This is a genomic window from Microcoleus sp. Z1_B2, assembly GCF_036700325.1.
GTDB lineage: Bacteria > Cyanobacteriota > Cyanobacteriia > Cyanobacteriales > Microcoleaceae > Microcoleus.
This window is the reverse complement of the sequence record NZ_JAUBOQ010000038.1, coordinates 66,733-72,499: the sequence shown is the minus strand read 5'-3', so window position 1 is coordinate 72,499 and position 5,767 is coordinate 66,733. Positions and strand designations below refer to the sequence as shown.

The window sequence follows — 5,767 nt, the reverse complement described above, 5'->3', positions numbered from 1 at the left end:
GCCGTGTGCGGTGAAAGTCGCAAGCACGGTTTTGTAGGAGAGATGGTAGGGGACACTCTGCCATCGACTCTCTAACTGCATCGGAATGATTTAACCGCAGAGTACGCAGAGATCGCAGAGGAAGAGAAGAGAGAGATGAATAATTTCGATGCACAGGGAAAGGATATAATAACTCTTCTAAATACTTAGGCTACCCATCGAGTCCGATCGGCGGGGAACGGCGAGGGTATAAGTTCCAAATACTACCGCTAGGCGAGCGTACCTCTTACCAATTTTTAATTTCGAGTATCGGAAGCGCCAAGATTATAAGAAACTTTTGACTGCTCAACTGTTACTACTTCTGAAAGAGATTGTTCTGTCGCTACCTCTAAAGCTGGCAGTGGTAGATGCTTCATTTCCCAAACTTTCAGCAAAATTAGATATTCATAAAAAGCTTGCAGCGTGCACCAAGCCAATCCCGCTTGGCCGTCAAGAAATCCGCCGAGTAAAATATACATATAGAAAAAGCGCACCACAGGCCGCAAAGGCAAGCGCAAAGAAAAATCTTTCAAAGCGCGGCGCCTTTCCACCTCCGACGCGCCAAACAATAAACCCCACCAATTTACTTGACCCGCTTCTAATTGGCGGAGAGTTTCAGCCGCCTCGTCAGTCGAGTAGCGGTTGTGCTTTTCAATCCAGCGGGAAAGACCTTTGCTGCAAGTATAGTGAGGGTAAGTTTCCTTCAAAAAGTGAGTAGGCCCGTTGCAGACTTCCCGTTCAGTGTGACCGTAATCCGTAAACCACACTCGGTCTTTGCGAAAGAGACGCATTTGATAACGGGGATATTGAGTGCTGCGGCGAATCCAGCGCTCCATAAATATTACTTTTTCAGCTACGTAATAGCCGATATATTCTTGAGTTTCGATCGCCTTTAAGCATTCAGCAAACAGTGCAGGCGTCATCCGCTCGTCAGCTTCGAGGATGTAAACCCATTCGTATTTGCACGGGACTTCTTGGAGCATCCAAGTCCGCTGGCGTCCGTGAGTTTCAAAGCGGTGCTGTACTGTTTGCACGGCATAGTTCTGAACAATCTCAAGGGTGCGATCGGTGCTGAAAGAATCAACTACAATGATATCGTCACAAAGCAGTGCCGATTCAATGCAAGCGGCGATATCAATCTCTTCGTTGTAAGTCAGAATATAAATTGAGAACATTCCCAGCTTTCAGTAAGGGCAAACTATTGGGTAAACAAACTATTTCTCAGGGATGTCTCGACCAGCGCGATCCCTGCCAGCGCTGGTCAATTTTTGCGGCGGCCGAACCGCAGAATTCCCATGCTTCTCAATCCCGTCCAACCAACAGTAATGTAGCCGATCGCTAACAACAAACTGTTGATTCCCGTCTGCAAACTCGAATTTCTCGATCGAGTTCTTAACTCTTTCTCTTTTTGTTGCTTGCGGGTGCGAATCTCGTTGCGAGCTTGAGTGGGAAGTGATTGAGCTTGCTGTTCCAGGAACTTGTCGAGGGCTTTCGGGTCATTTTTCGACTGCTCAAGCACAGCTTTCAATTCCTTGGGAACCTCTGGACTCTTGAGTGCTTCTTGCAGCTTCCCGTCGTCTTCCAGCAGCGCTCCTATCTGGCTGCGACGCTGGCTTTTGAGCTGTTCTACCTGAGCTTTAAATTGAGGGCTTTTAAGTTGTGCCTCAAGTTGACCTTCCGCTTGTCCCGCTTCTTGATCGACTTGAGCCAGAGCATCCTTGAGTTCCAAACGAGTATTGTTGAGGTGAACGGGAACCAGAGATAGGTAAACTAGACCTAACAAGCTGGAAATCAACAGCGCCCAGAATCGCAAGTCCAGCCAAACGTTGCGTCGCTCAATAGAGACTCCACTGCTGCTGTCCACCCAAAAGCCAGTCATCAGGAGGGCGATACCGATCAAAGGAATAATGCCCTTGTCAACTATCTGAGTTGCAGCAGTCAACTGCCAGCCTCGATTGAGAAGGTCTGAAGTTTCTCCCGGCAGCGACAGAACAATGCAGTCAAGCAAAGCAGACAGAATTAAGATAATCCCGACTACTTTGAGAGTTCGAGCAGCTACTGAAGAAAATTGACGGCTATTACTTGCTTTCATAATTCGTGTTAGATAATTCTACACCGTTAGATTCAAGGGGGTAGTTGAGTGGATTTTGTTGAACGAGTTTAGCTATTTTCCACCAAAATAGCTGCTTCGGGTACCGAACTCGACTTTCCTCTGGGTTTTCACAGGCTGCGGTTGCGACCCAAAGGTCGAGTTTCTGCACAGCTATATACAGTTGGACACAGGAGGCTGTGCGCTTCTGGGTTGGCTGTAAAGCTTGGTCAAGATTGCGCCCAGAAACGGCAGCAAGCAACTGCTGGCTTCTTCTATAGTCTGACGAATCCAGCGTAAAGATGAGCTCTGCACGCTTGGGTTCGGTGCTTTTAACTAGCTTTCGCTCGCGCGGCGGTGTCAGAAATTATAGACACAGGAGGAGCGCGTTTCGTTGGGTTTCACCCCCTAGGGCTCTCACTCCCCGATCGCCTGCCCGATGCGGTGGAACTCTCATCCCTTGTCTTATAGTAATTGATATAAGAGAGGGCGGGAATAAATAATTGTTTACCAACCTTTTTTACCTCCAATTACCAACAGCAGGATATGGCAGTTACCTATAAAATATTAGCTGTTTTTTACCTAGAAATTATATTTTGAAAATCTGCTTGAGCCTCGGTGATCTTTAGTTATCTTTTCTGGCTAAAAAGTTACCAGTTGCTAATTAATGTTTGCTCAAAGGCAACTATTAATTAGTGGAAAAATTGAAGGATATATTTTTAAATAACGAAAGTGCAAGGAATCACATTTTTTGGTAGGATAATTTTGATCGCTGTTCAAATTGGGTGGTAAGGACTGCAATGATTTCTGATGTTTATACGTTGAGAGAACTTGAAAGATCGATCGCATCCGATCCGGACAAGTGGCGTCCGCTCGTGTTTACTAACGGGTGCTTCGATATCCTGCACTGCGGTCACGTCCGCTATTTGCAGGCGGCAAAAAATTTGGGGCGATCGCTGGTGGTGGGATTGAATAGCGACGCCAGCGTGCAAGCTATCAAACCGCAGCAGCCGGGATTGCCACCCCGCCCGATCGTACCGGAAAATCAGCGAGCCGAAGTGTTAGCCGCTCTCAAACCAGTAGACGCCGTAGTAATTTTTTCCGAGATTACAGCAACTAAACTGATAAATATCCTGAAGCCTGATATATACGTTAAAGGAGGCGACTATCAAGTCGAAACTCTGCCGGAAGCACCGGCGGTTATCGCCGGAGGTGGCAAGATTTCCTTGATCGAAATAGAAGTTCCGAGTTCTACCAGTGCGATCGTCAAACGCATTTTACAATTAGGTACTTAACCCTCGATCGCAAACAGCAAACAGTGAGCTAAACTCAGAAGTTGCCCCATCAAAAAATGCTAAAGTACGCGCGTGCGAAGCTATCCCGTAGGGAATCGCTCGTACAATTTCATTCCAATTGCTAAGCAGGAGATAATTTTAATGGAACTCACAAGCAATAACACGATCGCGGAAATCCTACAAAGACACAAAGCAGAGTTACTAGCAGACTGGCTCAAAGAACTGCAAAATACCGGGCTGCGGCGGGACGACTTGATGAGAGCCAAAGAATTGCGCTCGGAGTGTCAAGAGTTCCTGCAATTACTCCACATTGCAGTCGGGCACGGTAATTTTAGCGACATCCAGACACCCGAATGGGAAAATATGCGGGTGTTGCTAGCAGAAGTTTCGCGATCTCGTGTTCAGAGAGGCTTTACTCCCTCAGAGATAGCGAGTTTCATTTTATGCTTCAAAAAGCCATTGTTCGATCGGCTTTGTCATGAACTGACACAAAACCGCGACGCACTTGTCGAACAACTTTGGCTTTCCACCAGTTTATTAGACCAGCTAGGCCTGTGGGTGACAGAAATCTTTCTCAAAGCTCGCGAAGAAGTAATCGAACGCCAGCAGCAAGAAATGCTCGAATTGTCAACACCCGTAGTCAAACTTTGGCAAGGCATTCTCGCTTTACCCATGATCGGGACTCTCGACAGTGCCCGCACTCAAATAGTAATGGAAACTCTGTTGCAAGAAATCATGGAAACTGGCTCAGAATTTGCGATTTTAGACATTACAGGCGTGCCGACTGTTGACACTTTAGTTGCTCAACATTTATTAAAAACTGTAGCCGCCGCCCGTTTAATGGGTACTGAGTGCATCATCAGTGGCATTCGCCCGCAAATAGCTCAAACCATAGTTCACTTGGGAGTTGACTTGCAGGATATTCTCACAAAAGCGACTTTAGCCGATGCTTTTAAAGTCGCGTTGCAGCGCCAAGGTTTAACTATAAAAAATCTTAACGAGGACAGATAAACATATTGCATTCTGACAAAAGAAATCTAGTACAACTTAACAAAGAGGTGAATTTGTGGAACGAATACCGATTCTTCAAATGGGAGAATTTTTGCTAGTAACAATTCAAGTAGATATGCACGATCGCTTAGCAATGACGCTGCAAGATGACCTGACGAACCGCATCGTCAAAACAGGTGTTAAAGGTGTGTTGATAGAAATTTCTTCTCTAGAAATAGTTGATTCTTTTATCGGTCGTATTATCAACAATATCGCTAGTATGTCTCGAATTTTAGATGCGGAAACAGTTGTGGTCGGAATGCAGCCAGCCGTTGCTATTACGCTCGTTGAGTTGGGGCTTTCCCTGACAGGAGTTCGCACAGCTTTAAGCGTTGAAAAGGGCATGATTTTGTTGCGAAAATCCTTGGGTTTTTATCCTCACGAGAATGCGCGAGCAGTTGATCAATTGTCCCATAACTGAGGCACAGGCAGTCAAGAACCTAGTTTGTTTGTAGATACCTTGTTGACAAACTGAAGAAGATTTCTGAGGACAGGGCTTACGCACTCAAGGGGGTTAAATCAAGGGTTTGAGATTGCTTCACTAGGTTCTCTATTGAGAGAAAATCGTAGTAAGTGCGTAAGTCCTATTAGGAGAAACTAAGTTGACCAGCGTAAGTCCTATATTTTGTGGAGAAGTTCTATTTTGGTACAGTAGCCGCTATGTCAAAACGTGAGACACTAGAAATCCGATCGTCATCCGATATAGTCCACGTCCGACAGCAAGTGCGAACTTGGGCTGTAGCAATGGGATTCGGTTTACTAGACCAAACGAAAATCGTTACCGCAGCCAGCGAACTTGCCCGCAATACTGTAGAGTACGGCAAAGGGGGAACTGTAACTCTCGAAACGCTGCAATTAGGAACCCGCAAAGGACTGAAGCTGATATTTGAAGACAAGGGGCCGGGAATTCCCGACATCGAATTGGCAATGACTGACGGTTATACTTCTAATCAGGGTTTGGGTTTGGGGCTCAGTGGTTCCAAGCGGTTGATGCACGAATTTGAGATTGTTTCTAAAGTGGGTAAGGGGACTAAAATTGCGATCGTCCGCTGGCGGTGAACCAGTAATAGGATTTGAGAGTTGAGATTTTTGATTAAACCATTGGGAATGACCGAAAGTATCCAGGATACAAGCCCCCGGATGAATCTCGCGCAAGTTAATGCTTCAATTCTAAAATCTAAAATCTAAAATCTAAAATCTAAAATCGATAGTGGGTAAGGGGACTAAAATTGCGATCGTCCGCTGGCGGTGAGGAGTAAGGAGAGTGGGAGATTGGGAGAGAGTGGAGTCGCGCGCGCTACAAATGACTAATGAG

At 46.0% G+C, this 5,767-nt stretch carries 6 protein-coding genes; 4 read left to right on the top strand and 2 right to left on the bottom strand.

The genetic code is table 11. The features are described from left to right. Window positions 1–275: 275 nt before the first annotated feature. Both QT984_RS21355 and hpsJ-B read right to left on the bottom strand, forming a co-directional pair. Window positions 276–1,193, bottom strand: coding sequence for a glycosyltransferase family 2 protein (locus tag QT984_RS21355; protein WP_333211713.1), 918 nt, complete (start codon window positions 1,191–1,193; stop codon window positions 276–278). An 86-nt stretch (window positions 1,194–1,279) separates the two neighbouring features. Continuing rightward, window positions 1,280–2,110, bottom strand: coding sequence for a hormogonium polysaccharide biosynthesis protein HpsJ (gene hpsJ-B, locus QT984_RS21350; RefSeq protein WP_333211711.1), 831 nt, complete (start codon window positions 2,108–2,110; stop codon window positions 1,280–1,282). Window positions 2,111–2,907: 797 nt separating this feature from the next. Between hpsJ-B and rfaE2 the strand changes: the two genes are divergently transcribed. From rfaE2 to QT984_RS21330, 4 genes are all read left to right on the top strand, one after another. Continuing rightward, a complete protein-coding gene (gene rfaE2, locus QT984_RS21345) occupies window positions 2,908–3,402 on the top strand; it encodes a D-glycero-beta-D-manno-heptose 1-phosphate adenylyltransferase (protein ID WP_333056897.1) in 495 nt (164 codons plus the stop codon). A 141-nt stretch (window positions 3,403–3,543) separates the two neighbouring features. Further along, window positions 3,544–4,413: an STAS domain-containing protein gene (locus tag QT984_RS21340; RefSeq protein WP_333211709.1), complete on the top strand. Its 870-nt coding sequence runs from the start codon at window positions 3,544–3,546 to the stop codon at window positions 4,411–4,413. A gap of 55 nt (window positions 4,414–4,468) precedes the next feature. After that, window positions 4,469–4,873 carry an STAS domain-containing protein gene (locus QT984_RS21335; RefSeq protein WP_333211706.1) on the top strand — a complete coding sequence of 135 codons (405 nt, stop codon included), beginning with the start codon at window positions 4,469–4,471 and terminating at the stop codon, window positions 4,871–4,873. Window positions 4,874–5,112: 239 nt separating this feature from the next. Beyond that, window positions 5,113–5,511, top strand: coding sequence for an anti-sigma regulatory factor (locus QT984_RS21330; protein ID WP_333056894.1), 399 nt, complete (start codon window positions 5,113–5,115; stop codon window positions 5,509–5,511). Window positions 5,512–5,767: the final 256 nt, after the last annotated feature.